This window comes from Kordiimonas sp. (assembly GCF_965216265.1).
Taxonomy (GTDB): Bacteria; Pseudomonadota; Alphaproteobacteria; order Sphingomonadales; family Kordiimonadaceae; genus Kordiimonas.
Window position 1 is genome coordinate 3,230,547 of the sequence record NZ_OZ244153.1, and the last position, 25,726, is coordinate 3,256,272.

Sequence of the window (25,726 nt, forward strand, 5' to 3'; positions counted from 1 at the left end):
GCGCGCTTTGACGCGCGGCAGGGTGTCGCAATATTTTCGGCTTATTTGCACGCTATATTTATGGGGTCGCACGAGGCCAAGGTTTGTTCTGAGCTGGTCGTCTGGCGGCAACGCAACCAAGGAGGCATGCGATGAAAGCAAAAGCACAACAAGGCACAGCCAACAGGGCGCCTGTTACGGGCGTGCATCATGAGGTTCAAAACCTGAGCGACCGCCTTGCTTTTACCTTTGTGAAATTCCTGCGGTTCTTCGCGGATACCTTTTTCGCCAAGCGGTATGGCCACCGGGCCGTTGTTCTTGAAACAGTAGCTGCGGTGCCCGGTATGGTGGGGGGGCTTTTGCAGCACCTCAAATGCCTGCGCCAGATCAGGGATGATGAAGGTTTCATCCGTGAGCTGCTTGAAGAAGCCGAAAATGAGCGCATGCACCTGATGACCTTCATCGAGATTGCCAAACCAAGCTTTCTTGAACGCGCCCTAATCATGGTTGTGCAGCTTATATTTTATAACTGCTACTTTTTCCTCTATCTGTTCGCGCCAAAGACCGCACATCGAGTGGTGGGGTACTTCGAGGAAGAGGCTGTCACAAGCTACAGCCAGTATTTGGCGGAAATTGAAGCCGGGCGGCATGAAGATCTACCTGCGCCGCAGATTGCTATTGACTATTGGGACTTGCCACCAGATGCAAGGCTGGCCGATGTTGTGAAGGCCGTGCGCGCTGATGAGGCAGGGCACCGGGACAGGAACCATGATTTTGCCAACGCGCTCGCCAGTGGCAAACAACCTGTGGGTCATGCGACCTGATTGTGGCTAGGCCGACTGGCTGAGAGGGTTAGTCCGCGTAAGTCAGCTCAACGTGAGAACCGCTGATCCTTGACGCCACGTCGCTTATATGCTTCTCGAACCGGTCAAGTACATGGCTGCGCCGCACTTTCATTGTGTGGGTCAGTATGGCGTTTTCAATCGTCCAGGGTTCAAGGCAGATGAGTATGGCACCAATACGGGCGTGTTTCTCCGCTGCTTCATTAATGTGCATGGTCAGGGCCATGATTTTGGCCTCAAGCTCGGCGGCGTCTAAAGCGCGTGCTGTCTCAGACGGCACGATCAGGGCGACCGGCTGCGGTAGCCCGTGGCCAACGATGCAGGTCTGCTCCACATACTCGGATTGCTGAAATTCGGTTTCCATCGGGCCGGGGGCAACATATTTGCCCTTACCGGTTTTGAAGGTTTCCTTGACCCGGCCGCGGAGGAATACATAGCCGTCCTCGTCAATAAAGGCGCGGTCACCGGTGTGAACCCAGTCTCCCTGGAAGGTCTCAGCGTTTTTGTCTGGCGCGTTATAATACCCAAGGCTGCGGCCCGGACCGCGCACCAGAAGCTCGCCTTCTTCTGTCAGCTTCAGTTCAACACCGCTTGTTGCCTTGCCAACACTGCCTTTGCGTGGCTCATGCCCTGACGTGGTGGTGATGGGCAAGATTTCTGTCTGGCCGTAACCGTCAAGCAGGCTCAGGCCAAAAAGATCAAACCATTCCTTGATCGCGGGCGGCACCGGTGCTGTGGTAGAGAGCATTGATTTCACGCTCGCGAGGCCAAGTTTTTCCCGCACGCCTGCCGCAACCATCGCGGCATTTGGCCCGGTGAGGGCGGCTTTAAGCGCCGCCGCATCACCGCCAGCGCCCGCGAGAACGGCCTGCACCATTTTCTCCCATATGCTTGGTACACCGAAGAAATAGTCAGGTTTGGCATACTGGAGGTCAGCGCCAAAGCTCTCCAGTCCTTCATTGAAATGGATGGTGCCACCAACGCGGATAGAATGCAGCTCAATAACCAGCCGTTCAGCCAGGTGCGCCAGCGGCAGGTATGAGAAGAAGCGCCAACTTGGCGTGGATTCTGTCTCTTCCACCAAGCCATCTGTCGCCCGCTCAAGCGTGCTCAGGCTGTGCATCACCCCTTTGGGTTTGCCTGTCGTGCCAGAGGTGAAGATGATCGTGGCGACAGCGTCTGTATCCACTTTGGGGGTTGGTACACTGTCGCCAAGTCGCAGGAACTCATCCCACGTCATGTCACCCTCCGCCGTGTCCACGCCCGGCAGGGTAATGATGGTGATGCCGCCCGGCAGGTGCGCTTTCACTTCACCCCAGTTTGCGCTTTCGCCCAGAAACAGAAGCTCAACACCCGCAAAATCCAGCACGTAGTGGAAGGTTTCCGGGCGCATGGTGGTAAATACCGGCACCGTGGTCATGCCTGCGCTCAGGATGGAAAGGTCCGCCAGTATCCAGTGCGCGCGGTTGCGGGAAAGGATCGCGGCTTTTTTGCCCGCCACCTTCAGCGTGGCTTTGATGGCACACGACGCTTTATCGATAACCGCACCACCTTCGGCCCATGTGAATGTCTGCCCTGGCTGGCCGCCTTTCATGTCCACAAGCCACGGTGTGTCGGACTGGACATTGCGCCAGTGGGCAATGTTCTCAAGCACATGGCCTGATGCGATTTGTTGATCTGTCATGCCTGTTCCCCCGTCATGCATTGTGCTTACCTTTTGTTTTTGTGCCCGTTAAGCCTTCAACATTTCCTGTGCGATGATGGATTGTCGCACCTGATTGGTGCCAGCGCCAATTTCAATCACCTTACCGCTGCGATACAGGCGGTTCACCTCCGTCTCGCGCATGAAACCCATGCCGCCATGGATTTGCACGGCGCTGTCCAGAACCCGCATCAGTGCGCGACCGGTGTGCAGGGCTGTCATGGCCGTGCGCATATGCACGGGCCCCCGCCCGCCGCCGCCGCGCTCCAGATTATTCACTTCCTTCAGGAGCTGATAGCTGGTTGCACGCATGGTCTCCACATCCGTATACATGTCAGCCAAAAGGCCTTGCACAAGCTGGAAATGCGCGATGGGTTTGCCAAACTGCTGACGTTCTTTTGCGTAGGCGACTGAAAGATCAAGCGCACGCTGTGCCACGCCGATGGTGGAAACACACAGCAATACCCGCTCGATATTCAGCCCGCTCATCACAACAGCAACACCGCCGTTCTCAGCCCCGACAAGATTTTCAGCGGGCACGCGGCAATCATCAAAAACAAGTTCGCCGGTCGGGCTGCCGCGCCAGCCCATTTTATCAAGCTTTTGGGCGACCTGAAAACCGGGGAATTCTTTTTCCACAATGAAAGCAGATATGCCGTGCGCGCCTGCGCTCGGGTTGGTTTTGGCGTAGATGAGCAGGATATCGGCCACCGGCCCATTGGTGATAAACATCTTGCGGCCATTGAGCACATAATGGTCACCGTCGCGCGTGGCGGTTGTTGCCATAGAGCCGAGCGCATCTGAGCCCGCGCCCGGTTCCGTGAGGCCAAGTGCCCCGATAGCCCCTTTCAGGAAACGAGGCAGATATTTGGCTTTTTGAGCGTCATTTGCATTGCGGACAATATTGTTGATGCACAGGTTTTCGCTTGAACCCCAACTGGCGGAGAGGCAGTGGTTCCAGTAGGAAAACGCCTCAGACACCAGCGCTTGCGAGATGAAATCGAGGCCCGCGCCGCCAAGCTCTTCGGGGATGGTGGTGCCCAGCATGCCAGCGTCTGCCATCGCGCGGTACTCGGCGTCCGGGAACCAGTCTTCATCGTCCATGCGGGAAAGCAGGGGGTGCAGTTCTTTTTCAGCGTATTTCCAGGCGCTGTCATAAATCGCCTGATGATCCTCTGAAAAGCCGAAGGTTTTGAGGTCTATGCGCATGGTGTTTCTACCTCCAGGCTTGTGATTTGATAGTGGCCCGGGTTTCTTCAGGCGACGAGATGCTGCGCCCGGCGTTTTCCGCGCATTTTGCAAGGGCGGTGATCATCTCACCGTTTGAGCGAGCCCTGTCGCCATTTGGCAGGTAGAAACAATCCTCAAGCCCGGTGCGCAGGTTGCCGCCAAGCTCCGCGACCCTTTGGTGCACGGGCCACACGTCTGCGCGGCCAATCAGTGTGGCCTGCCATGGGCTGCCTTCGGGCCGGTACTTGATGAGGAGCGGTAACAGGTCCGCATCGCACGGCATGCCCGAGGCAACGCCCATGACGAAGTTTACATCAGCGTGGTCTACCATGCCGTTGTGAATATAAAGCCCGACAGAGCGCAAGATACCGATATCGAAGCACTCAAACTCCGGCACGATGTTATGTTCTTTCATTACAGCCAGAATTTCGGCCACCTTGTCCACAGGGTTCTGGAAGGTCATGGGTGGCCATGCCCAACTACCGTCCCGTCTGGTTTTCAGGTAATTAAGCGTGCCAGCGTTCAAGGCTGCCATTTCGGGCTTGCAGTGCGCGAGGTACTCCAGCACATCGTTCTGGTCGCGCCCTACAACACCGGTGGTCATATTGATCACAACACCCGGGCATGCAGCGCGGATGGCTTCATTAATCTCAAGCGCGAGTGCACCGTCCCAAGAAGGGAGGTGGCCTTTACCGTCGCCCTGCTGACGATAGTGGCAATGCATGATAGTGGCACCAGCGTCATACGCGGCCTTGGCCTCTTTGGCCATTTCTTCCGGCGTGACAGGCACGTTGTGGGCCTTTGGGTCTGTTAGCACGCCGGTAAGCGCACAGGTCAGGATCACTTTGTCTGTCATGAGTTCTCAATCCTCGTATTCGAAGTGTCTGGTTTGATTGTGCCAAGGTGCGCCCGGCTTTTGACCTGGTCGCCAACCTTGGCCTGAATGTCTGAGACCGTGCCGTTCATATCAGCGCGGATGTGATGTTCCATTTTCATGGCCTCGATCACGCAGATAAGGTCGCCCGCATTAACGTGCGTGCCAGTTTCAACCGCGACGGCGACAACCTGACCGTCCATTGGCGCCTTCAGTATACCGGTGCCGCCTTTAGCGCTGTTTTCTGCTGGTGCGTGGGTGATATCCCGCACGGCAATATGGTGGTCACCAATGTCAAAATATTGGTGGGTGCCATTACTATAGCGGGCGAAACGCTCTTTTTTCCCATCCAATCGGTAGGTATTTTCTTCAATACAGACCGTTTGTTTGGTTTTATGGTCGAGGCTTGAGTTGATTTGCCATCCGTTTTCCGTTTGCACCGGGGTAACGTCCACCGGATAACGCTGGCCGTCTACCTCAATAATAAATCGGTCATGAGCGTCAAAGTTGGTGCGCCATGCCGCCAGACCGGGCATTGGACATGCCACCAGCGCCTGAAGTTCCAGCAGTGCAGCGGCAAGCATGGCTTGCACTTCCGTTGACATTGGAGGCTGAGGCTCTGCACTGTCGAGGCTGTGGGTGCGTGTTTTGCCGCTACGGAATTCATCTGAACCCAGAATGCTGTTCAAGTATGCTTTGTTGGTTGTCACACCCGCAATACGGCTATCGCGGAGGAGCGCGGAGAGCCCGGCTATCGCACTGTCGCGGGTGTCACCGTACGCAATGAGTTTTCCAAGCATGGGGTCATAAAACGGCGACACAGTATCGCCTTCAATTACGCCACAGTCGCGCCGCACATTCGCGCACACTTTCGCCACACCTGCGCCGCACTGTGCGAGGTCGAAATGGCCCAGTGTGCCGGTTTGCGGCATGAAGCCATTGCTTGGGTCTTCTGCATAAAGCCGTGCCTCAACAGCGTGCCCCCGGATGGTGATATCCTCTTGGACTAGTTCAAGTTTTCTGCCTTCAGCTACTTCAATTTGCGCGGCGACAAGGTCAATGCCCGTGATCATCTCGGTGACCGGATGTTCAACCTGCAGCCGGGTGTTCATTTCAAGGAAATAGAAATCACCTGCTTCATCAACAAGGAATTCAACCGTGCCGGCACCGGTGTAACCCACTGATTCCGCCAGTTTAACGGCCGCGGTTAACAGGCCGTCGCGCGTTTTGTCGTCAATCGTGCTGCAGGGTGCTTCTTCAATCACCTTCTGGTGCCTGCGCTGTGCGGAGCAGTCGCGCTCATAGAGATGCAGGACTGTGCCAAAGGTGTCGGCCAGTATCTGCACCTCAACATGGCGCGCACTCTCAATCATGCGCTCCAGCATCACTGCGCTGCTGCCAAAGGCCGCACCTGCCTCACGCCGCGCGCTCCGCAGCGCTTCATGAAATTCGCTCATCTCGTCAATGCGCCTGAGGCCGCGCCCGCCGCCGCCTGCCGTCGCCTTGATCATCAGGGGTGTGCCGATGCGGTTGGCTTCTGCGAGCAATAGAGCATCGTCCGTGTCTTCGCCGTCATATCCGGGCACTACGGGCACGCCTGCCGCCTGTGCGATATGGCGTGCCGCGCGTTTGTCACCCATCTTGGCAATCACGTCTGCGCTTGGCCCAACAAATATATGCCCGGCGTCTGTGATCGCTTTGGCGAAATCAGCATTTTCTGACAGAAACCCATATCCGGGATGAACTGCATCCGCGCCGCTCGCCTTCATCGCATCAAGAATGTTGGCAATAGAAAGGTAAGACTGGGCTGCGGGCGCCAGGCCTATGCAAATGGCTTGATCCGCTTGTTTTACATGTTGGGCGATTGCGTCAGCTTCCGAATAAACCGCAACTGTCTGAATACCGAGTTTTTTGGCGGCACGAATGATGCGGATGGCAATTTCGCCACGGTTTGCGATCAGCAGGCGCTTGATGGGTTTGATGCTCACGTTATTTCCTCCGTCCACGAAGGGCGGCGTTTTTCACGGAAGGCGAGGGTGCCTTCACGGCCTTCATCGCCTAAAAGTGCGTCCGCGAACATCTCTGCCGCCATATCCAGTGTTTCGGGGCTGACAGCTTGGGCCGTTTCAAGAAGCAGTTTTTTTGTCGCACGCACAGCGTTTGGCGCGGATTTAAGGCATTGTTTTATAACGATATTGAGGCGTTCCTTGAGTGCGGCATTTCCCTGTTCGCTATAATGCGCAATCCCAACTTTTTTTGCGTCGTCACCGTCGATGATGTGACCCGTGAGCGCAAGGCGTCGGGTTTCTGTAAGGCCGATGCGGGCCAGGACAAAGGGGGCGATTTGGGCAGGTAATATGCCCAGCGTTACCTCGGGCATGCCAAAGCGGCAGCCGCTTTCCGCGATAGCGATATCGGAAACACAAACGAGACCGAAGCCACCACCCATGGCGGCTTTTTCACACACCGTGATCAGGGATTTTGGAAACGCCTGCGCGACTTCGAGCAGCTCACCAAAACGGCGATTGCCTTTAGCGACATCCGCCTTGTTCTGCGCGCTGCTGCCCATATCTTTCAGGTCTCCGCCCGCACAGAACACACCATCTGTGCCCCTGAGCACCACGACGCGTACTGCGTCATCTGTTGCGGCATCGTCAAAGGCGCCTATCAGTGCGTCGACCATGGCGAAATTCATCGCATTTTTTGCCTGTGGTCGGTTCAGGGTGACGGTTAGCACCCCATCTGACCGGGCCGTGAGAATAGTATCTTCAGCCATTGCCCATGCCCATCATGCGGGTGAGGATACGGAGCATCGTCTCGTCCGACCCGCCGCCAATGCTTGTGAGCCTGCCATCGCGATATGAGCGGGAAACCGGGTTGTCCCACATGAAGCCCATGCCGCCCCAATATTGCAGGCAGGCGTCCGGCACCTCGCGCCCGAGCTTGCCTGCTTTCAGTTTGGCCATGGTGGCAAGTTTGGTGACATCTTCACCGTTCACATAAGCCTCGGTCGCGTGCCAGATCAGGGCACGTAACGCCTCTACCTCTGTCTGTAGTTCCGCAAGCCGGTATTGCACCACCTGGTTATCAAGCACGCTGCCGCCGAAAATCTTGCGGTCGCGGGCATAATCAATGGTTGCCTGAATGGTGTTGCTCATGCCTTTCGGGCCGAGCATGGCGGCGCACAGGCGCTCTTCCTGAAACTGCATCATCTGCATGCGGAAGCCGTCACCCTCATTGCCGATCAGATGGCGCTGTGGCACACGCACATCATCGAGGAAAATTTGTGCGGTGTCTGAGGAGCGCATGCCAAGCTTGTTCAGCTTCTCAGAGAAGGAAACACCCTTGCTATTGGTTGGCACAACGATCAGAGATTTGTTTTTGTGTGCGGGTGCGTCGCCAGTGTTAGCCAGCAAGCACAGGAAATCGGCCTGTGTGGAGTTGGTGATCCACATCTTTGTACCGTTGATGACATAGTCGTCACCGTCTTTTACAGCAGTGGTTGAGATGGCCGCCACGTCGGAGCCTGCATGCGGTTCGGACACTGCGATGGAGCACACCATGTCGCCCGCTATCGCTGGTGCCAGAAACTCGCGTTTCAGCTCGTCTGACCCGAAGCGTGCGAGCGCAGGTGTAGCCATGTTGGTTTGCACGCTGATGCCCATAGGCACGCCGCCGCAGTTGATGCCGCCGAGTTCCTCCGCCAGCACCATCTCGTAGGAATAATCAAGCCCAAGCCCACCGTATTCCTCGGGTTTCGAGATGCCCAAGAGGCCGAGGTCACCCATTTTTTTAAACAGCTCATGGGCAGGGAAAATGCCTGCTTCTTCCCACGCGTCCACATGCGGGTTGATCTCTTCATCCACAAAACGGGCGACGGTGCGCCTCAGCTCATTATGTTCCGTTGTAAAAATCATGTGTCTTCCCTGTGTTTTCTAGAAGCGTGCGACGCCGAATGTGTTGGGCCGGAGAGCGCGGTTGTCCGCGTCCCGACAGATATCGAGGAGGTAGGTTAGAAGCTTGCGGGTATCACGCGGGTCGATAATGCCGTCGTCCCAAAGTCGCGCGCTGCCATATAGCGCTGTCGAGCAAGCATCCATCTGCGTTGCGGTCGCAGCCTCCAGTTTTTCAAGCTGGGCCTCATCCGCCTCAACGCCCATGCGTTTGGCCTTCTCAAGCCCAACAATCTTCAGCACCATGCCCGCTTGCGCGCCGCCCATAACAGCGGTTTTCACGTTGGGCCATGAGAACACAAACCGCGGGTCTACACCGCGGCCGCACATGGCGTAGTTGCCAGCGCCATAGCTGCCACCAATATGGATGGAGATGCGCGGCACACGCGCATTGGTCACCGCTTGAATAAGCTTGGAGCCGTGCTTGACCACGCCGCCAGCTTCAGCGTCCTTACCCACCATAAAGCCTGTGGTGTTGTGGAGGAAAAGGATGGGCACACCCGCCTGGTCGCACAGCTGTACAAAATGAGCGGCTTTGGTAGCACCTTTGGGGGTGATCGGGCCATTGTTGCCAATGATACCGATGGTTTCACCTGCGATAGCTGCATGCCCACAAACCGTTTGTGGGTCATAATCGTTCTTGAAATCCAGAAAGTCGGAGCTGTCCACCAGCCGGGCCATAACCTCCCGCACGTCGTATGGTGTTTTGGCGTCGGCGGGCACAACGCCGATCAACTCGTCTGGGGCATAGGCTGGCTCGGTATAGGGCTGGTCTGCCTTCGTGGGTTCCCTCCATGGCAGGCGGGCCATGATCTCGCGCGCGTATCGGATACCGTCTGCGTCATCTTCTGCCAGATATTCCGCCGTGCCGGTAACCTCTGCGTGCAACTCTGCGCCGCCAAGGTCTTCGTCATTGGCGATCTCGCCTGTTGCGGCCTTGAGAAGTGGTGGCCCGGCGAGGAAAACTTTTGAGCGCCCGCGCACCATCACCACATAGTCAGACAGGCCGGGCTGATAGGCGCCACCCGCTGTGGAGCTGCCATGCACCACGGTGATTTGCGGGATACCTGCGGCGGATAGCCGTGCCTGGTTGGCAAAGCTGCGCGCGCCTTCGACAAACATATCAGACACATGCTGCAGGTTGGCGCCGCCGCCTTCCATCAAACCAACGATAGGTAGCTTGTTCTCGAGCGCGATGGCTTGCAGGCGCAAGGATTTGTTGAGCCCTGCGGGTGTTACCGTGCCGCCTTTAACGGCGCTGTTGGATACAATCACCATACAGCGTTTGCCGCTCACGTACCCGATGCCCGCGATGGAACCGCCAGCGCCAGAGCCGTCCTTGTCATCATACATCAGGTAGCCGGAGAGGGCGGAAAGCTCCAGAAATGGCGCGCCTTTATCCAGCAGCAACGCCAGCCGTTCCTTGGGTAGTAGCTTGCCGCGCTTGTCAAAAAGCGGGCGGGCTTTCTCCTGTGCGGCAGACTTGAGCGCTTCAATGCGGCCAATCTCGTCAAGCTGTACCTGCATGGCAGCTTCATTGGTTTTGAAGCTTGCTGACGTGGTGTCTAGTTTGCTTTCTATCACTGGCATATCAGTCACTCGTCCTCAGGGCTTTAGGCGGTGTGTACCGGTGAAAACCCTGATAGCTCTCGCTGTTTTTTGCGCCTTGTGGCGGGAACAGCGGGCTAAAGAGGCTGCCGCCACCGTCTACGCGCAGGCTAGCGCCTGATATGAAATTAGCGCCGTCTGACAGCAGGAATATGATAGCGGATGCGATCTCAGCCTCTGTCGCGATGCGCCCTAGCGGTACCATGTTTTTGAGCTGCGGCAGCATGGCCTGCACGCCGGGGTCGTCATATGTATCAAAGCCTGAAGATGCCACCCAACCCGGCGCAATAGAGTTGGTGCGAATGCCAAAACGCCCCCATTCCACGGCGGCGGTTTTGGTGAAATTGTCACAGGCTGCACGCGCGGCGCCTGAGTGCCCCATGGTGGGCATGCCGCCCCAGAAATCTGCGGTGATGTTGACAATCGCACCGCCCGTTTTGTTCATGGACTGGGTGACAAGTTCACGCGAAACATTGAACGCACCGACAACATTGGTGCGCAGCACTGCTTCAAACCCTTTTGTGGAAATGGCCTCAAGTGGAGAAGGGTACTGCCCGCCTGCGTTGTTGACGAGGCCAGTGATAGGGCCTTCATCCTTCACGAGGTCTGAGATCGCCGCTTTCACGGCTTCTTCGTCACGAATATCAAACGCTTTATAGGCGCAGGTACCGCCATCTGCGGTGATTTCATCCACAACGGTTTGCAGCTTTTCTTCGTTTCGCCCTGTGATGATCACATGGGCACCAAGATGCGCAAGCTCGTGCGCGGTGCATCGGCCAATACCGCTGCCACCACCGGTAACGATAATGCGTTTGCCTGTGAAAAGCCCCGGCCTGAATACCGAATTGTAGCCTTGTGTGCCGTCCTGCATGGTCGGTCCACTCCCTTGTCGGTGTGTAATATTTTAATTCTTCCCATTAATATAAAAACAAGCAAGCGCTTGGTTGTCAATCAAAAGCATCTGTAATAAGCTCATGGAATGGATGACCTTGTGAAAAGTAGCGCTCAACGCGCGCAAACTATCAGCCCTGCCAAAGCCCGTATTGTGGCTAAGGCCATTGATTTATTTTATGAAAAAGGCTTTGAACGCACGACGGTGCGCGACATTGCGGCGGCAACTGGCATCCTTTCAGGCAGCTTGTTTCACCATTTCAAGAACAAGCAGGAAATCCTCTTTACCGCCATGGCGATGACGACTCGCGACATGGGTGTGCGTGCTGAAAAGGCCGTTGAGGGCATAACTGAACCAGTGGCGCAACTAAAAGCGCTGATCCTTTGCGAGCTTTATTCTATCCACCGGGAAGACGGGCAGGCGGCCTATGTTCTTGTGGATGAATGGCGCAGCCTTGATGAGGTTTCGCGTGAAAAGGTGCTTGCGCTCCGGGACGGTTCTTATGAAAAATGCTGGGATGCGGCGCTTGAGGGCTGCGATGCACGAGGGCTGCTGAGTTCACAGCCCAAGGTCGCGCGACAGCTTATTCGTGGTGCGCTGGCCTGGACCCGCAATTGGTACCGGCCAGACGGTGATATGTCACTTGATATGCTGGCCGATGAAGTGTGCGGTAGCTTCCTGCACAAGGCGCGTGAATAATCTCAGGTGTAGAGCCTGACGATCTTATCCTCAGAGATACCGTCACTTTTAAGCGTATCAGCGATAGCCTTCTCGGACGCATAGGACGAGATAATCACATGCTCGCCTTTATAGGCTTTGAAAAACTGTTCCTTGCTCAGGATATTGTACGGCCCTTGCTTCTTGCCGGTCTTTAAGGGGCTGCTGTCAACAAGGGCTTTGATATTTACTGTTGAGAGGATCGACGTTTCGCTGAACAGCTGCGCGGTATGCACGCCCGCGGCCCAGATATAGGCATCGTTCACGTGCGCGAAACGTTCGTTCACGCGGTTCCAGTGCTGAGTGTCTATCTGGATATGTTTTGCCAGCATGTCACGGTTGACGGGAAAGGCATTGAGGTAAGGTGTGTTTCCCTCGCCCGCATTTTTACATGGCCGGGCTGCGACCGTGATGGTTGGGTATTTGGGGTTGAGATCATCGATGATGATTTGCAATACCTCAAAGCCGGTTTCTTCCATTAGCCGTGTCAGCACAGGCTCCGAGAAGTAAGATAGATGTTCGAGCGCGAGCCAGCCGATGCAAAGCCTTGAGGGTTGCCGTGCACAGGGTACCTCAAGAATGAACACACCGTCATCAGCGACCTGATCACGGGCAAGCTCAAGTAGCGCACGCGGGTCCGGCACATGTTCAAGCACATGGCTAAGCGTCACGACATCATATTTGGGCGAACCGGTCAGGCAATCGCTCGCGAAGGCGATATCGATTTTGCTGTTCAGAAGGGCCTGTGCCTGTGCGCCAGCATCGGGTGAAGGCTCACACCCTTGCACATTCCAGCCGTCTTTCTGGAAGTAATAAAGGTGCATGCCGGAGCCACAGCCAATCTCATACACGGTGCCTTTTTCTGGCTTGAAGTGATTGGCGAGGTCAATAAGGCGAGCAGACGTCGGCGTCTCCGGCGTCTCAGGCGGTACCCAGTTTGGATCCGGTTTCAGATAATTCGAGAACTCCGTATAGAAGGCCTCAATGGTTTCAAGTGCCGGCAACGGGTTCTGGAAAATATGGCCGCAGTCCCGGCACGTCCCAAATTGCACGGGAACATCACCGATGCCGGTGATCACCCAATTGGAAGACTTCATGGCTTCAAAATTTGTGTTGCCGCAGATCATGCAGGTATCAAATTCAGCCATATATTCCCCCTTCCACTGTTGTTTGGGGTTAAGAAAACAGCATTTCACCCCGGCATACAAGGTCGAACTTGGTTGATGGATTATCTGTAGATAGATGCAGCCGCAACGCTAAGGCCAATGGCGAACAGGGCGAGAATGGCGATCTTGCGGTGCGTAGCCGTGCCATGCTTTTCAAACAGTGTTGCGCCGACTTTGTCCCCAATCAGCATTGCCGGGTATGCGACGAGCGCGAAAGATAATTCCTTTAGGCCCATGATGCCCTCAAACGAATAGGTGAGCGTGGCGAGGGCCGCCGAAATCAGGAAAAAGCCCATCAGGAAGGCGCGACTTTTGCGCGCTTCACTATACACGGCCATAGCATAAATAATGACCGGTGGCCCGGGGATCGCAAGTGCACCATTCATCAAACCCGATGACAGCCCGGCCATGAGGCCATAGGTGCCGCCTTCCCGGTGTGGTGCGGGTTTGAAACGCATGAGCAGCACACAAGCGAGCATGACGGTGAGCCCGATCAACAGGCGAAAAGTATCTGCGCTGAAGAGCAGCAACAGGTAGGTGCCACCAAGCGTGCCCACGGCTGAAAGTACCAGCATGCCGCCCATGGTACGCAGCGGCACATCAGCCCGGTATGAGGGCAGGGTTTGTATTGAGATAGCAAGCGTCAGCAGCACGATCACGCTTGCCGCCGTCGTGGGGCTCAGGAACAGGCTGAGCACCGGCAGGGCTGCGAGCGCAAAACCAAAACCAGTGAAAGCACGCAGAACAGCGGCCAGCAGGATGGCGGCCGCCATGCCCGCAAGTGCCCACAGGCTGACGTCCGCAAATATCTCTGTCATCAAGGGCTATGCTGCTTTCTGGCCGAGGCGTACAAGCCGTCCGGGGCGCGCATCGGTAAGCTTGTCGTTTTCAATAACGATCTGCCCGTTCACGATTGTTGCAATATAGCCTGTTGCTTCCTGCAGCAGGCGTTGCCCGCCCGCAGGCAGGTCCTGCACCATATGCGGTGCGTGAAGGCGTAGGCCTTTATGGTCAATCACGTTGATATTGGCCTTGAGGCCAACTTGCAGGCGGCCACGGTCCTTGAAACCGATATAGTCGGCCAGGTCGGCGGTCAGCATCTGGACCGCACGCTGGAGTGCTATCTTTGCGCCCTTGGCCCGGTCCCGTGTCCAGTGCGCGATCAGATAGGTGGGGAAGCTGGCATCACATACAGTGCCCACATGCGCGCCACCGTCTGATAGTCCCATGATCGCCTGCGGGTGGCTCATCATTGTGTGCACAGCCTCATAGTTCAGGTCGGTATAATTATAGATCGGGAAGTAGAGGAACTCACGCCCGTCTTTCTCGAGTAAAATATCGTATATTTTCTCAAGCGGCGGCACACCTGCAGCTTCTGCCATCTTGTAGACCGAGTGTTCAACGCCTTGCTCATAGTCCGGGTTTTCGCCCAGCTTGAACATTTTGCAGGAAATGAAAACGATCTGCTGCAACAAGGTATCTGCAAGGGGCGGAATGGCGGTGCCGTCCCCGGCTACTTTCTCGGAAGTTTCAGAAAGTAACTGTGCCTTGAACGCGGGATCGCGCATGATGCTCACACGCTCGTCAAGCGGCAAGTGGCTGATTTTCTTGTAGCTTGGGAAACCAATGAACGGATGGAAGGTGCACTGAAGGCCCAGCACCACGCCAATACCGCGCGGTGCCACTTGCAGCCGCATGGGGATGCCTTTCGCTTCGGCGGCTTCGGCGCGAGCCATGATGTCCTTCCACTGCTTCGGCGCAAAATCCCGCTGCATGAGGGAGAGCGAAAACGGCCGCCCGCCTGCGGCCCCAGCGAAAGCTTCCAGCAAGCCAAATTCGCGGTCAAAGGCTGTGGGATCGCCGCGTTCAAGGTCAAAATCATTCACCGCCTGCAATACGCCATGTTCAAGCCCCTGAAAGGCTTCGGCAATGCCAACCAGTTCATCTTTGGTGGCTTCAGATGCCGGTGTCCATTCACCGTCAGCGGTGCGGTGCACGTCTGAGCGTCCGGTTGAGAAACCCACGGCGCCAGCTTCAAGGGCGGCTCGGGTTAGCTCACGCATTTTGGCGATATCATCAGCCGTGGCAGGCTCGCCAGAGACAGCGCGGTCTCCCATCACATAAACCCGCAGCGGGTCGTGCACCACTTGTGCTGCAAAGTCGATGGCATGCGGGAAATCAATCGCGTCCATATAGTCGCCAAAGCTTTCCCAGTTCCAGGTCAGGCCTTCCGCAAGCGCGGTGCCGGGGATGTCTTCAACCCCTTCCATCAACCGTACAAGCCGGGTGTGGTCTTTCTCGTGCACGGGCGCAAAACCAACACCGCAGCTGCCCATCACAGCTGTGGTCACGCCGTGGTTAACACTCGGGCGCAAATCAGCGTCCCACGACACCTGCCCGTCATAATGGGTGTGCAAATCAATAAAGCCGGGAGTGACGATTGCACCACCCGCATCAATGGTGCGCGCGGCTTCACCTTCAACATCGCCAATAGCTTTGATAATGCCATCCTTGATGGCGACATCAGCAATAAAGCCGTCTGTGCCGGTGCCGTCAAATACGGTGCCGCCTTTGATGATCAGATCATAAGCCATGGGTGTTCTCCTGGATAATAGGGGGTGGATTGCGGCGTGCTAGCCGATAGATCGCAAGCACAGTAAAACCGCCAATAAAATGCCATATGCCCCATGTGGCGAGGATAAGTGCGCCGGACCCAAGCCCGCCAAACTGGCTGAGCATGATGAGAAGCCCGAGGCCCGAGTTCTGGATGCCGATCTCAAACACAAGTGCGCGGCGGGTGGTGGCATTGAACTTTGCCGCGAAGCCAATAAGGGCCCCGAGTGCAAAGGCCAGAGCATTGTGTGCAATGACATAGGGCAGGATCACGCTGCCAAAGTCACGCAGCAGGGACATGTTGCTCGCAAGGCCAATCACCACAATGACCGCGATGATCAACACGGCGACTGGAATGAAAATTCTCTGTAGCCGCATCGCCATGCTTGGCCGGGCATGGGCGAGGAAAATACCAAGCGCAAGCGGTATAAGAAGTGTGAGGCTGGTGTTGATAATGAAGGCGGCCCGGTCCAGATCTATGGTGTTCACCAGTTCTCGCGTTGGGGCATAAAGCCCGGTCCAGAACAGTACAGAGAATGGCAGAAGCGCCGCGGAAAAAATGCTGGAACAGGTGGTGAGCGTGACAGAATAGGCGGTATCGCCGCCGCTCAGGCGCGTGAACAGGTTTGAGACGTTGCCACCGGGGCAGCACGCCACAATCAGCATGCCAAGCGCGATACCAGCGATGGGTTTGAAAATCATCAGGATGAGCAGCGTGACCAGTGGCAGGCCGAGTACCTGCGCCAGAAAACCAATCGCAACTCGGCGCGGATGATTGCGCAGGAAGGAGAAATCATCTGCCTTCAGCCCAAGTGCGACGGAAAACATTGTGAACGCAAGGGCAATCGCGAGCCCAAGCCGCGTGCCCGGCTCAAGCGTGATCACCGCGTCGTTGATCTGGCTGAGAGTGCTAATCTCAAACTCCTTCCCATTTCACCTCCCCTCTGAGGTTAGATAAATCTACTTGACGATTGCCGTGTTTGAAATGACAGTCGGTGTCTAAAAATTGATATTTTGCGCCAATGGGGACCTGAATGCCTGAAACTGTACTCACCCGTTATGTCTCAAGCCTCGCCCAAACGCTGGAGCGGGATTATGGCGTTTCGGCTGAGACACTATACCAAACCGCTGGTGTTTCGGTGCCTTGTGAGAGCGAACGCATCCCTGAAAAAGACGCTGAGGCCCTGTGGGTTGCGGCCTCAGATCTGGCGCCAGACGGCCTTCTGGGTTTGCGCGTCGGCCAAAGCGTTCGGTACGGCACTTATGCCTCGCTTGGCCACCTTTTGGTGACAAGCGAGACCGTTGGTGACGCCCTTCGTGCAGCGTGTGATTATGCCATATATGTGGGCGCTGCAGGGCGGTTCGAGCTGAGCGAAAGCGCGGATGAATGCAGGTTGGTTTACACGCCTATCAGGCCGGATTGGCGCGCGGGAGAAGTGCGGTCGGAGGCTGTACTGCTGCCGTTTGCGCGCTTTGCGCGGTGGGCCTCGCCCGGTGTGGCGCCTGCGCGGGTGTATCTGATGCGCGCGAAACCCGTGAACGCCGCTGTATTTGAAGAAGCCTTTGGTGCACCTGTGGTTTTTGGTGCTGCTACCCATGCGATGACATGGCCACGTGAGGCGCTTATGCGGCCGATGAACGATGCCAACCCTGCGCTCCACGCCATGCTCAAGGAACATGTGCAGGCGGAAATGCCGCAAAATGCCGCCACGACTAAAAGGCTTGAGCATTATCTTGCAGGAAAGCTGGGCGGGGGTGAGCCACCGTCCGGGTTGACGATCCGGGATGCAGCCTTGGGGCTTAACGTATCTGTGCGATCCCTGCAGCGGGAGTTGGAACGGGCAGGCATGAGCTTTCGCGACATACTCGCCGCCGTTCGTGAAGAAAAAGCGAAACAGCTGCTGGTTCGACAAAATGCAAGCGTGCAGGCGGTTTCCGCCATGCTTGGGTATTCCGAGCCTGCTGCATTTGTGCGCGCCTTTGGCCGCTGGGCTGGCGTTTCCCCAACAGAATACCGGCGGCAACACAAGCTGAAATACGGGCGGGAAAGCTGATGAGGAGTAGCATTCTTGGCAGCAGGCGGCTTATGATCTATCCAGCATGTAAGGGATATGAAAAGAGAGGGTGACAAGGTGGCGCTAAAACAAATGCTGAAAGCCGCAATGATATGTGCGGCCATGGTGTCATTTGAGGGATATAAGGTGATGAGCGAAGCCGAGGATATGCGAGCGGTCGATACCATTGTGCATGGCCGTTATGTGGTGACGATGGACGGTGTGCAGGATGTTATTGAGCATGGGGCTGTGGCAGTTCAAGATGGTGCCATCGTCGCTGTTGGCACCGCAGACGAGATAACCGCAAGCTACGCGGCAAGTGAGATCATCTCCGGCGACAACCGCGTGCTTATGCCCGGTTTTGTCAACGGCCACACCCACTCAGCGATGGTGCTTTTCCGCGGCATGGCAGATGACCTCGCGCTGATGACATGGCTGCAGGAATATATCTTCCCGATGGAGGGGCGTTATGTGGACCCAGCCTTTATTGAGGTCGGGTCTGAACTCGCTTGCTGGGAGATGATACAGGGCGGCACCACCAGCTTTGTGGATATGTATTTTTACCCCGAGGTAATCGCCAGGGTGGTTGACCGCTGCGGCTTGCGCGCGGTGATATCCGCCCCGATGATTGATTTCCCAAGCCCCGGTTTCAAGGGCTGGGATGATAGCTTCAAGGCGGGCGTTGAATTTGTTGAGGCATGGAAAGGCAAACACAGCCGCATCACCCCGGCGCTCGCACCCCATGCGCCCTATACGGTCTCAAAAGAGCATCTGGTACAGGTGACCGCGAAGGCAAAAGAGCTGGATGTGCCCATTTCTATTCACATCGCGGAAGACAAGGCCGAGGTGAAAACGGTAAGCGACAAATACGGTATCACGTCGATCGAGTTGATGAGCGAAGTGGGCATGACAGACGTGACCACTGTGGCCGCGCATGTTGTCTGGCCAAGGGAAAGCGACATCAAGGCGCTGGCGTCCTCAAAGGTTGGTGCAATCCACAACCCCACATCCAATCTCAAAACCGCCGCAGGTATAGCGCCCATTCCGGCCATGCTAGAAGCTGGTGTTAAAGTGGGCCTCGGTACTGATGGTGCCGCATCCAACAACGACCTTGATATGTGGGAAGAACTGCGGCTTGCAGCCCTGCTGCACAAGGGTAATGGTGGTGACCCGACCGTTGTGCCCGCGCGCGCAGCCCTCAAGATGGCAACTGTTGGCGGCGCTGAGGCAGTTGGCTTGGGCGACGTGACCGGCAGCCTGAGTGTGGGTAAACGCGCGGATATGATACAGGTTTCACTCGATAGCCTGCGGCTGAGCCCACTGTATGACGTCATGTCCCAGCTTGTGTATGCGGCGGGCGCGCGGGATGTTGTTACCACCATTGTGGACGGCAAGGTCTTGATGGCGGACGGCAAGGTGCTGACGGTTGATGAAGCCGTGCTGCGCCAGAAGGTACAGGCGGTTGCAGACAAAATCCGCGCAGATCTGGCCGTAAAGAAATAAACGGTGGGCACAAAAGTGCCCGCCAATACCCATACACGAGCATAATTGACGCCCGGATCACGGGTGCGGGAGGGGCTTGAAGTGGCAGATGCGGAAGCGCAGAATATAGGCGCTATGGATACGCTGATTGCGAAACATGTGGACGAGCAGGGCGGTCTGATGAAGGCGCTTGGCGCTTTGCAGCAGGCGTATGGCTATGTTGATGCCGCCGCGCTGCCAAAACTCGCGAGCGCATTTAACCTCACCAAAGCGGAAGTGAAGGGCGTTATCAGTTTTTATGACGACTTCACCCGCGCACCAAAGGGGGAGCATGTTATCCGTATTTGTCAGGCTGAAGCTTGCCAGGCCGTGGGCGCTCGCGGCCTCACCAAACATGCCTGCGAAAAGCTCGGCGTTCCACTCGGGGAGACCAGCGCGGATGGCCGTTTCACGGTTGAAGCTGTATATTGCCTTGGTCTTTGTGCCTCTGGCCCTGCGATCATGATGGACGGCGCTCCCAAGGGCCGTGTGGATACAGCCGCCTTTGACCAGTTGGTGGCGGAGGCAGGCGAATGACCAAGGTTTATATACCGCTTGATAGTGCCGCTGTTGCCGTTGGTGCCGACGAGGTGGCGCAAAAAATTGCTACGCTTAGTGGCATTGAGCTTGTGCGTACCGGTAGCCGTGGCATGCATTGGCTTGAGCCTCTTGTTGAAGTTGAAACCGCAAAAGGCCGCATTGGCTATGGTCCCGTATCGCCTGCGGATGTTGAAGGCTTGACGGCGGCAGGCTTCCTTGAGGGCGGAGACCATGCGCTTAAGCAGGGCCGGGTCGACGATATCCCGTTTTACAAGAATCAGGAGCGGTTGATTTTCGCCCGCTGCGGCATCACTGACCCTCTGAACCTCAAGGAATATAAGGCGCACGGCGGGCTCGAAGGGCTTCGGAAAGCAATTGAGCAAGCACCGCATGACATCGCGGAAGAAGTGATGGCGTCAGGCCTGAGAGGGCGCGGCGGCGCGGCCTTCCCCGCAGGCATTAAATGGAAAACCGTGCTGGGCGCACCGGGCACACAAAAATATATCGTCTGCAACGCGGATGAGGGCGATAGCGGCACCTTCGCGGACCGCATGATCATGGAAGGTGACCCCTTCCTCCTCATCGAGGGCATGATTGTCGCGGGGCTTGGTACGGGTGCAGACAAGGGTTTTGTCTATTTGCGCTCGGAATACCCGATCGCCAAGCAGGTGTTCACCAAGGCGCTTGAGGTTGCTTACGCTGAGGGCTTGCTGGGTGACAATATCCTCGGCAGTGGCAAGGCGTTTGATCTTGAACTGTTCATGGGAGCAGGCGCTTATATCTGCGGTGAAGAAACCTCATTGCTGGATAGCCTTGAAGGTAAACGCGGGCAGGTGCGGGCCAAACCGCCTTTGCCTGCGCTTGAGGGGCTGAACGGCAAACCAACCCTTGTACATAATGTCATCTCGCTCTGTTCCGTGCCCACCATCCTCGCGGAAGGCGCTGGTTTTTATAAGGATTTTGGTATGGGCCGCTCCACTGGCACCATGCCGTTCCAGATCGCTGGTAACGTCAAGCGCGGCGGGCTTGTGGAAAAAGCCTTTGGGGTTTCCCTCAAGGAACTGGTGGAAGATTTTGGCGGCGGTACGCGCTCAGGCGGAAAACTTAAGGCTGCGCAAGTGGGCGGGCCGCTTGGTGCCTATATCCCGCACAGCATAATGGATATGCCGATGGACTATGAAAGCTTCGCAAAAATTGGCGCTGGTGTAGGCCATGGTGGTATAGTGGTGTTTGACGAAAGCACTGATATGGCAGCGCAGGCACGGTATGCGTTTGAGTTTTGTGCGCATGAAAGCTGCGGCAAATGCACACCCTGCCGCATTGGCGCCGTGCGCGGAGTTGAGGTGATGGACAAGGTCATGGCGAACGAGAACCGCACTACCAACCTCACCTTGATGGAGGACCTTCTTGAGGTGATGGAAGATGGCTCCCTCTGCGCGATGGGCGGCATGACGCCCGTGCCGGTGAAAAGTATTTTGCGCTGGTTCCCTGATGAGCTTGGCGCTTCACATGAGAAAGGAGGCAATTGAGATGGCTCTCCTCAAAGAAACAGATTTTGGTACGCCTGCGGTCAAGGCGGAAGAGCAGGTCACCCTTGAGATCGACGGCTACAGCGTCACCGTGCCGAAGGGCACAAGCATCATGCGCGCCGCCAAGGAAGCAGGCATAGGCATTCCCAAACTGTGCGCGACCGATATGGTTGACGCGTTTGGCTCTTGCCGCATGTGCCTTGTGGAAATTGATGGCCGCAAGGGCACGCCGTCTTCCTGCACCGCGCTCGCGGAAGACGGGTTGGTGGTGAAAACCCAGACCGAACGTCTAGCAAAGCTTCGTCGTGGTGTGATGGAGCTGTATATTTCAGACCACCCACTGGATTGCCTCACGTGCCCTACAAATGGGGATTGTGAGTTGCAGGATATGGCGGGTGCTGTTGGCCTCCGGGATGTGCGGTACGGCTATGCGGGTGAAAACCATCTGGACCTCAAGAAGGACGAAAGCACACCTTATTTCACTTATGACCCGTCCAAATGCATCGTGTGCTCCCGTTGTGTGCGAGCGTGCGACGAGGTGCAGGGCACACTGGCGCTCACCATTGAAGGGCGCGGTTTTGGCTCACGGGTCGCAACCGGCGCGGATGATTTTTTCTCAAGCGAATGTGTGTCGTGCGGCGCCTGCGTGCAGGCCTGTCCAACCGCAACACTTGCGGAAACAGACCTCATTGAACATGGTGTGCCGGACCGTACGGTGCTGACCACCTGCGCTTATTGCGGGGTGGGCTGCAGCTTCAAGGCGGAGCTGAAGGGTGATCAGGTTGTGCGCATGATCCCCCACAAGGACGGCAAGGCCAACCACGGCCATTCCTGTGTGAAAGGCCGTTTTGCCTGGGGCTATGCCACCCATAAGGACCGCATGACCAAACCGATGATCCGCGACGCGATCACCGACCCATGGCGGGAAGTCAGCTGGGATGAAGCGTTCGGTTTTGCGGCTGACAGGCTCAAAAAAACGCAGGAAAAATACGGTCGGAAATCGGTTGGGGGTATCACCTCCAGCCGCTGCACCATAGAAGAAGTGTGGGTGATGCAAAAGATGATCCGCACCGCTTTTGGCAACAACAATGTGGATACCTGCGCGCGAGTATGCCACTCGCCCACCGGCTATGGCCTCAAGCAAACCTTCGGCACCAGCGCAGGTACGCAAGACTTTGATTCCGTTGAGGAATCGGATGTAATCATGATCATTGGTGCGAACCCGACGGATGCGCACCCGGTGTTCGCTAGCCAGATGAAACGGCGGCTGCGGGCGGGTGCCAAGCTTATCATCCTTGACCCGCGCCAGATCGACCTTGTGAAAACCCCACATATCAAGGCGGCTTACCACCTGCCGCTGCTGCCGGGCACCAATGTGGCGATGATCAACGCACTCGCGCACGTGATCGTCTCCGAAGGCCTGGTGGATGAAGAGTTCGTGCGCGAACGGTGCGAGATGGACGCGTTCGAGGAATGGAAAAGCTTCATTCTCGACCCGGTGAACGCGCCGGAAAATGTTGCCAAGCTCTCGGGCGTGAAGGCGGAGGATATCATCGCCGCCGCCCGGCTGTATGCTAGGGCGCGCAACGGCGCCATCTATTATGGCCTTGGGGTAACGGAACATAGCCAGGGCTCCACCATGGTTATGGGCATGGCCAACCTTGTGATGGCGACCGGGAACATCGGCCGTCGCGGTGTGGGGCTTAATCCGTTACGGGGCCAGAACAATGTTCAGGGTTCCTGTGATATGGGCTCTTTCCCGCACGAATTTTCCGGCTACCGGCATGTCTCTGACGACGCGGTACGCGAAAGTTTTGAGGCCGCGTGGGGTGTAAGCCTTGACGGGGAACCGGGTTTCCGCATCCCCAACATGTTCGATGAAGCCGTCGCGGGCACCTTCAAAGCCCTTTATGTGCAAGGCGAGGATATCGCGCAAAGCGACCCCAACACGACCCACGTGGAAGCGGCGCTCCGGAGCATGGAATGCGTGATCGTGCAGGACCTATTCCTTAATGAGACCGCGCGTTTCGCTCATGTTTTCCTGCCGGGCACCAGCTTCCTTGAAAAAGACGGTACTTTCATCAATGCGGAGCGCAGGCTTGGACGCGTGCGCCCGGCGATGAAGTCAAAAACAGGCCTCGATGAATGGCAGGTCACGACCCGGCTTTCCGAAGCGCTGGGCTATAAGATGGACTACAAGGGCGCCAGCGAGATTATGGATGAAATTGCCGCATTGACGCCCACATTTGCAGGTGTTTCGTTTAAACGACTGGATGCGGAAGGCAGCATTCAGTGGCCGTGTAACGACGATGCGCCAGACGGCACGCCCATCATGCATGTGGACGGCTTCGTTCGCGGTAAGGGTTTGTTTATACTAACGGAATATGTGCCGACGGAAGAGAAAACCAACCGCAAGTTCCCGCTTATTCTCACCACCGGGCGGATACTGAGCCAGTATAATGTGGGGGCACAAACCAGGCGCACAGACAATAACCGCTGGATGGAAGAGGATGTGCTTGAAATTCACGCCTCAGACGCGGAAATGCGCGGCATTCGGGACGGTGACTGGGTGGCCATCCGCTCCCGCAAGGGGGAGACAACCCTGCGCGCGAAAGTCTCGAGCCGCATGGCGCCGGGCGTTGTCTATACCACCTTCCACCACCCGGAAACCGGCGCGAACATTGTAACCACGGAGCTGAGCGACTGGGCCACCAGTTGCCCTGAATATAAGGTCACGGCGGTGGAGATCACCCCTGCCAACCACCGGTCTGAATGGCAACAGAAGTATGAGCTGGAAACGCCTAAAATGCGCCGGGTGAAGGCGCATGTGGCTGCTGAGTAATGGCGACCTATAGTTGTAAAAACTGTGGCATGTGTGGCGAAAGTGTGCGTGTAAGTGTGGCGCAAGTGTGCGCGAATATGAGGCGGACCTGTGGCGGAAGGTGAGGCGAGAGACGCGGCAGCGAGTGAAGCAGGGGCAGATGATGCCCCGCACTGGCGCGCTGACCGCATGGTCTCCGCCCAGCAAACCATCGGCCCGGTTAAATGGCATGTGCCTGAAGAAGCACCGATAGCGCTGATTTATAATGGGCTGACCTTCGCGGTGATGCTCGCGAGCCCCGCTGACCTCACCGATTTTGTCATCGGTTTTTCCCTCACCGAAGGTATTGCCGACACGCCCGGTGATATCAGTAAAATTGAAGTGCATGAGCGCAAGCAGGGCATCAATATCCACGTCACCCTCAATGAGCAGAAATTCGAGCGTCTTACGCTTCGGCAAAACAGGCGCAGCCTTGAAGGGCGCACCAGTTGCGGCCTGTGCGGGATCGATAGCGCCGAGCGCCTGTTCGAGCCGCTGCCCAGGGTCGCGGACGCGCGGGTTGGGCTGAACAGCAAAAACGTTGCCGAGGCCGTAGCCCAGCTCAAGGACAAACAGCCGCTCAAGGCGCTCAACAGGTCGGTGCACGGCGTCGCCTGGGTGAACGGGGAAGGCGAGGTGATGCTGGTGCGCGAAGATGTGGGCCGCCACAACGCGTTGGATAAACTTCTGGGGGCCATGGCGCGTGCGGGCACGGACCCCAAGGCGGGTTTTGTGCTGATGACCAGCCGGGCTTCGTTCGAGATTGTGGAAAAAGCAGCCCGGCAGGGCGTACGGGCGTTGGTGGCGCTTTCGGCCCCCACGGCGTTTGCCATCAGGCGGGCGTCAGAAGCCAACCTTACGCTCGCGAATTATTCAAGCGATACGCTCACGCTATTCTAAGCCTAGTGAAAGTGCCCGGTAATTTTCCGGATATTGCCGTGCCTGCGCATGGCCAGCAGTTCAAGCCGCAACGCCTCGGCCACATCGGTGTGGGATTTGTGCAGATAGTGGTAAAGCGTGCTGGCCTCCAGCGCGGTTGGGGACTGGTAAAACCCGTATGGTTCTGCGGTATAGTCCACAACATCTTCCAGAATAATAGCATCCACGGCGCCGCGCCTTAGCATCATGACAAGCTCGTCCTTATTGGCAGAAGTCATCCGGTTCATGCCTCTCGTGCGTACCTCAACAATCACCACACCCAGCTCAGTGCCAATGCGCATGCCTTTCAGGTCTTGCCACGTGTTCACATGGGGGATGGGGGTTAGCGCATAGGCATATTGGTGAATGTCAAACAGGGGCTCATCCACCCGGATCAGGTTTTTGGTAATGCTCTCGATAACCTTCAGCCTGCCAATTTCGCCATCATAGGTGCCCCGGTCATTCTCCGCCAGTGATCGTCTCCACGGTGAATGCACAACCTCAATGCCCAGTCCAAGGCGAGCATAAGCTTCCGTGAGCACCGCCAGCGCCATTTCATGCACTGGCTCGTCTTTTGCCATGGTCAGGCGATAGGTTTTCTTCTCCTCCGCTGAAAGCGGGAGTGCCCATAGCCCAATACAAAGAATCAGAAAACACGCCAAAAAATATGGCTTCACGTGCCCCCGTGAAATTGCCATTGGCTTTTTCGCCTTTCCCCAAAGGCATGT

21 protein-coding genes are annotated in these 25,726 nt (G+C 56.7%); 8 read left to right on the forward strand and 13 right to left on the reverse strand.

Annotated features, from left to right (window positions below):
- Positions 1–131 precede the first annotated feature (131 nt).
- Positions 132–803 (forward strand): alternative oxidase, encoded by a 672-nt coding sequence (locus tag ACOOGA_RS14835; RefSeq protein ID WP_417461543.1) that lies wholly within the window; start codon positions 132–134, stop codon positions 801–803.
- Between the two features lie 28 nt (positions 804–831).
- Here the strand turns inward: ACOOGA_RS14835 and ACOOGA_RS14840 are convergent, their stop codons facing one another.
- From ACOOGA_RS14840 to ACOOGA_RS14875, 8 genes are read right to left on the reverse strand one after another with little or no spacing between them, the layout of a single operon-like run.
- Positions 832–2,505 (reverse strand): AMP-binding protein, encoded by a 1,674-nt coding sequence (locus ACOOGA_RS14840; protein WP_417461542.1) that lies wholly within the window; start codon positions 2,503–2,505, stop codon positions 832–834.
- Positions 2,506–2,553: 48 nt separating this feature from the next.
- Positions 2,554–3,732, reverse strand: coding sequence for an acyl-CoA dehydrogenase family protein (locus ACOOGA_RS14845; RefSeq protein WP_417461540.1), 1,179 nt, complete (start codon positions 3,730–3,732; stop codon positions 2,554–2,556).
- Between the two features lie 7 nt (positions 3,733–3,739).
- Entirely contained in the window at positions 3,740–4,609 is an 870-nt protein-coding gene (locus ACOOGA_RS14850) for a 3-keto-5-aminohexanoate cleavage protein (protein ID WP_417461539.1), read from the reverse strand.
- Positions 4,606–6,615, reverse strand: coding sequence for a biotin carboxylase N-terminal domain-containing protein (locus ACOOGA_RS14855; RefSeq protein ID WP_417461538.1), 2,010 nt, complete (start codon positions 6,613–6,615; stop codon positions 4,606–4,608). Before ACOOGA_RS14855 ends, ACOOGA_RS14850 begins: the two co-directional genes overlap by 4 nt.
- Positions 6,612–7,403: an enoyl-CoA hydratase/isomerase family protein gene (locus ACOOGA_RS14860; protein WP_417461537.1), complete on the reverse strand. Its 792-nt coding sequence runs from the start codon at positions 7,401–7,403 to the stop codon at positions 6,612–6,614. Before ACOOGA_RS14860 ends, ACOOGA_RS14855 begins: the two co-directional genes overlap by 4 nt.
- The gene (locus ACOOGA_RS14865; protein WP_417461536.1) at positions 7,396–8,544 is read right to left on the reverse strand and encodes an acyl-CoA dehydrogenase family protein; all 1,149 of its coding nucleotides are present in this window, start codon (positions 8,542–8,544) and stop codon (positions 7,396–7,398) included. The genes ACOOGA_RS14860 and ACOOGA_RS14865 overlap by 8 nt, the downstream gene beginning before the upstream one ends.
- Positions 8,545–8,562: 18 nt before the next feature.
- Positions 8,563–10,170 carry an acyl-CoA carboxylase subunit beta gene (locus ACOOGA_RS14870; RefSeq protein WP_417461535.1) on the reverse strand — a complete coding sequence of 536 codons (1,608 nt, stop codon included), beginning with the start codon at positions 10,168–10,170 and terminating at the stop codon, positions 8,563–8,565.
- Position 10,171: 1 nt separating this feature from the next.
- Entirely contained in the window at positions 10,172–11,059 is an 888-nt protein-coding gene (locus tag ACOOGA_RS14875) for an SDR family oxidoreductase (protein ID WP_417461534.1), read from the reverse strand.
- A gap of 108 nt (positions 11,060–11,167) precedes the next feature.
- Here ACOOGA_RS14875 and ACOOGA_RS14880 point away from each other — a divergent pair, with 108 nt between their 5' ends.
- Positions 11,168–11,779 (forward strand): TetR/AcrR family transcriptional regulator, encoded by a 612-nt coding sequence (locus tag ACOOGA_RS14880; RefSeq protein ID WP_420428942.1) that lies wholly within the window; start codon positions 11,168–11,170, stop codon positions 11,777–11,779.
- A 2-nt stretch (positions 11,780–11,781) separates the two neighbouring features.
- On the opposite strand, the gene ACOOGA_RS14885 is transcribed toward ACOOGA_RS14880, so the two are convergent.
- The 4 genes from ACOOGA_RS14885 to ACOOGA_RS14900 all read right to left on the reverse strand — a co-directional run bounded on the left by ACOOGA_RS14885 (position 11,782) and on the right by ACOOGA_RS14900 (position 16,461).
- Positions 11,782–12,945, reverse strand: coding sequence for a class I SAM-dependent methyltransferase (locus ACOOGA_RS14885; protein WP_417461532.1), 1,164 nt, complete (start codon positions 12,943–12,945; stop codon positions 11,782–11,784).
- An 80-nt stretch (positions 12,946–13,025) separates the two neighbouring features.
- Complete coding sequence (locus ACOOGA_RS14890) at positions 13,026–13,781, reverse strand: TSUP family transporter (protein ID WP_417461531.1); 756 nt, start codon at positions 13,779–13,781, stop codon at positions 13,026–13,028.
- Positions 13,782–13,787: 6 nt separating this feature from the next.
- On the reverse strand, positions 13,788–15,557 hold the full coding sequence (locus ACOOGA_RS14895; RefSeq protein ID WP_417461530.1) for an N-acyl-D-amino-acid deacylase family protein: 1,770 nt from the start codon (positions 15,555–15,557) through the stop codon (positions 13,788–13,790).
- Positions 15,547–16,461, reverse strand: coding sequence for a bile acid:sodium symporter family protein (locus tag ACOOGA_RS14900; RefSeq protein ID WP_417461529.1), 915 nt, complete (start codon positions 16,459–16,461; stop codon positions 15,547–15,549). The genes ACOOGA_RS14895 and ACOOGA_RS14900 overlap by 11 nt, the downstream gene beginning before the upstream one ends.
- Before the next feature lie 149 nt (positions 16,462–16,610).
- Here ACOOGA_RS14900 and ACOOGA_RS14905 point away from each other — a divergent pair, with 149 nt between their 5' ends.
- The 6 genes from ACOOGA_RS14905 (at position 16,611) to fdhD (ending at position 24,980) form a co-directional block, all read left to right on the forward strand.
- Positions 16,611–17,630 carry an AraC family transcriptional regulator gene (locus ACOOGA_RS14905; RefSeq protein WP_417461528.1) on the forward strand — a complete coding sequence of 340 codons (1,020 nt, stop codon included), beginning with the start codon at positions 16,611–16,613 and terminating at the stop codon, positions 17,628–17,630.
- A 57-nt stretch (positions 17,631–17,687) separates the two neighbouring features.
- Positions 17,688–19,133, forward strand: a complete 1,446-nt coding sequence (locus ACOOGA_RS14910; protein WP_420428944.1) for an amidohydrolase family protein — start codon at positions 17,688–17,690, stop codon at positions 19,131–19,133.
- A gap of 45 nt (positions 19,134–19,178) precedes the next feature.
- On the forward strand, positions 19,179–19,688 hold the full coding sequence (locus ACOOGA_RS14915; protein ID WP_417461526.1) for an NAD(P)H-dependent oxidoreductase subunit E: 510 nt from the start codon (positions 19,179–19,181) through the stop codon (positions 19,686–19,688).
- Positions 19,685–21,220, forward strand: coding sequence for a formate dehydrogenase beta subunit (locus ACOOGA_RS14920; protein ID WP_417461525.1), 1,536 nt, complete (start codon positions 19,685–19,687; stop codon positions 21,218–21,220). The genes ACOOGA_RS14915 and ACOOGA_RS14920 overlap by 4 nt, the downstream gene beginning before the upstream one ends.
- A gap of 1 nt (position 21,221) precedes the next feature.
- Positions 21,222–24,062, forward strand: coding sequence for a formate dehydrogenase subunit alpha (gene fdhF / locus ACOOGA_RS14925; protein WP_417461524.1), 2,841 nt, complete (start codon positions 21,222–21,224; stop codon positions 24,060–24,062).
- Positions 24,063–24,152: 90 nt separating this feature from the next.
- Positions 24,153–24,980: a formate dehydrogenase accessory sulfurtransferase FdhD gene (fdhD, locus tag ACOOGA_RS14930; RefSeq protein WP_417461523.1), complete on the forward strand. Its 828-nt coding sequence runs from the start codon at positions 24,153–24,155 to the stop codon at positions 24,978–24,980.
- Between the two features lie 2 nt (positions 24,981–24,982).
- On the opposite strand, the gene ACOOGA_RS14935 is transcribed toward fdhD, so the two are convergent.
- Complete coding sequence (locus tag ACOOGA_RS14935; protein ID WP_420428946.1) at positions 24,983–25,675, reverse strand: substrate-binding periplasmic protein; 693 nt, start codon at positions 25,673–25,675, stop codon at positions 24,983–24,985.
- Positions 25,676–25,726 lie beyond the last annotated feature (51 nt).

Bases quoted from the DNA above. Each gene is read 5' to 3' on its own strand.
- ACOOGA_RS14835 (WP_417461543.1), top strand. From the start codon at position 132: ATGAAAGCAAAAGCACAACAAGGCACAGCCAACAGGGCGCCTGTTACG.
- ACOOGA_RS14840 (WP_417461542.1), bottom strand. From the start codon at position 2,505: ATGACAGATCAACAAATCGCATCAGGCCATGTGCTTGAGAACATTGCC.
- ACOOGA_RS14845 (WP_417461540.1), bottom strand. From the start codon at position 3,732: ATGCGCATAGACCTCAAAACCTTCGGCTTTTCAGAGGATCATCAGGCG.
- ACOOGA_RS14850 (WP_417461539.1), bottom strand. From the start codon at position 4,609: ATGACAGACAAAGTGATCCTGACCTGTGCGCTTACCGGCGTGCTAACA.
- ACOOGA_RS14860 (WP_417461537.1), bottom strand. From the start codon at position 7,403: ATGGCTGAAGATACTATTCTCACGGCCCGGTCAGATGGGGTGCTAACC.
- ACOOGA_RS14865 (WP_417461536.1), bottom strand. From the start codon at position 8,544: ATGATTTTTACAACGGAACATAATGAGCTGAGGCGCACCGTCGCCCGT.
- ACOOGA_RS14870 (WP_417461535.1), bottom strand. From the start codon at position 10,170: ATGCCAGTGATAGAAAGCAAACTAGACACCACGTCAGCAAGCTTCAAA.
- ACOOGA_RS14875 (WP_417461534.1), bottom strand. From the start codon at position 11,059: ATGCAGGACGGCACACAAGGCTACAATTCGGTATTCAGGCCGGGGCTT.
- ACOOGA_RS14880 (WP_420428942.1), top strand. From the start codon at position 11,168: ATGGATGACCTTGTGAAAAGTAGCGCTCAACGCGCGCAAACTATCAGC.
- ACOOGA_RS14885 (WP_417461532.1), bottom strand. From the start codon at position 12,945: ATGGCTGAATTTGATACCTGCATGATCTGCGGCAACACAAATTTTGAA.
- ACOOGA_RS14890 (WP_417461531.1), bottom strand. From the start codon at position 13,781: ATGACAGAGATATTTGCGGACGTCAGCCTGTGGGCACTTGCGGGCATG.
- ACOOGA_RS14895 (WP_417461530.1), bottom strand. From the start codon at position 15,557: ATGGCTTATGATCTGATCATCAAAGGCGGCACCGTATTTGACGGCACC.
- ACOOGA_RS14905 (WP_417461528.1), top strand. From the start codon at position 16,611: ATGCCTGAAACTGTACTCACCCGTTATGTCTCAAGCCTCGCCCAAACG.
- ACOOGA_RS14910 (WP_420428944.1), top strand. From the start codon at position 17,688: ATGAAAAGAGAGGGTGACAAGGTGGCGCTAAAACAAATGCTGAAAGCC.
- ACOOGA_RS14920 (WP_417461525.1), top strand. From the start codon at position 19,685: ATGACCAAGGTTTATATACCGCTTGATAGTGCCGCTGTTGCCGTTGGT.
- fdhF (WP_417461524.1), top strand. From the start codon at position 21,222: ATGGCTCTCCTCAAAGAAACAGATTTTGGTACGCCTGCGGTCAAGGCG.